Genomic DNA, 1,478 nt, shown 5'->3' on the forward strand with positions numbered 1-1,478 from the left:
GGTTCTAAAATATCTGTTGTTGGTAATCAATCTATTTGATTACTGGCAGCAGATATTTTTGTATACTGTTAGAACAGAAAAAAGTGTATAAAAAAGGGACATAGCCGCAGACTTGTGTCCATCCACTACCACATTTCAAGAGAAAGAAAGTGACTATATCCTATGACCAATGATACTAAAATTATTCTTGGGATAAAAGACCCTAATATAAAGAAATTGAAAATAAGTAATCCTTTAGAAACCAAGGGACCACTTAAAGTACAGGCGCTTTTGGACTACCGGCCAAAAGCTTGCCCTAAATGTGGTGTCTTAAACCAAAAAAGTATTATCAAATACGGTTGGCGGTGGACCACAGTTAAACTCCCCCAAGCTGTCGAACGAGATATTAAGCTCCAACTCAAGAAGCGTAACTTCAAGTGTAAGCAGTGTCAGCGATACTTTCTGGCAGAGACACCACTGGTTCAAAGAAACCATACCATTTCCAATATCAGTCGAATCTCATGTTTGGAAAAACTAAGCGAAACGGTTTCAATGCGTCATATTGCGAGTGAATTAAACATTTCAAGTACGAGCGTTTTACGAATCATGAGAAGCTATCAACCCGACATTAAAACGGACTATAGTTGGTTACCAGCCGTCATTAATATGGATGAGGTTAAATCCACTAAAGACGCTAAAGGTGCCATGAGCTTTGTATTTATGGACGGTATTCGGAATGAGTTTATGGATATACTTGAGTCACGAACGCGCTATGATCTCGAAAAATACTTCAAGCGATATACTAAAGCAGCTCGAGAAGCGGTTAAAATTATTGTGACCGATATGAATTACACCTATCCACAGTTAACAGAATCAGTCTTTCCGAATGCGATTGTGGTAACCGACAGATTCCATATCGTCAGTTCAGTAATGAGTGGTTTCAATCGTGTGAGGGTTCGAATAATGAAAACTTACGCCAATTCAAATATCAAACATAAGATCTTACAACGATATTGGAAGCTACTCTTAAAGCCCAATGAAGAACTGGATTTCAAAGGATATTACAATTTTACTCATATTGCAGGAGTCAGCACCGAAAATAGTACAGTCGAATACATTCTCAGTCTTAGTGACGAACTACGTCAGGCATATGAAGTCTTACAGACCGTTCGAAGAGCCGTTAAATACCGTGATATTACTCAACTAACAACTGTTTTAGACGGAAAAGACAACTACTCAGACGAGCTGAGGATTCCGTTAAAAACGCTAAAAGAACATCAAGAATCCGTGTATAACGCCTTAAAATACAAATACTCGAATGGACCAATGGAAGGCATCAATAATAAAATCAAGGTAATCAAACGTGTTAGCTATGGTTTCGGCTGTTTCAGTAGCTTTAGGTTAAGGATTCATCTAGTATTTGGACTCAAAAAGGTTGCCTAATCGCGATGCGATTAGACAACCTACAATAGATTACCAACAACAGTTGACAAAGAGCC

1 protein-coding gene is annotated in these 1,478 nt (G+C 38.3%); it reads left to right on the forward strand.

All coding sequences use genetic code 11. The annotated features are described in order from the left end of the window. Positions 1–162: 162 nt before the first annotated feature. Complete coding sequence (locus FD28_RS02180) at positions 163–1,422, forward strand: ISL3 family transposase (RefSeq protein ID WP_057731261.1); 1,260 nt, start codon at positions 163–165, stop codon at positions 1,420–1,422. The last annotated feature ends 56 nt before the right edge of the window (positions 1,423–1,478 follow it).

It is taken from the genome of Levilactobacillus hammesii DSM 16381 (assembly GCF_001434395.1).
In the GTDB taxonomy this organism is placed as follows: domain Bacteria; phylum Bacillota; class Bacilli; order Lactobacillales; family Lactobacillaceae; genus Levilactobacillus; species Levilactobacillus hammesii.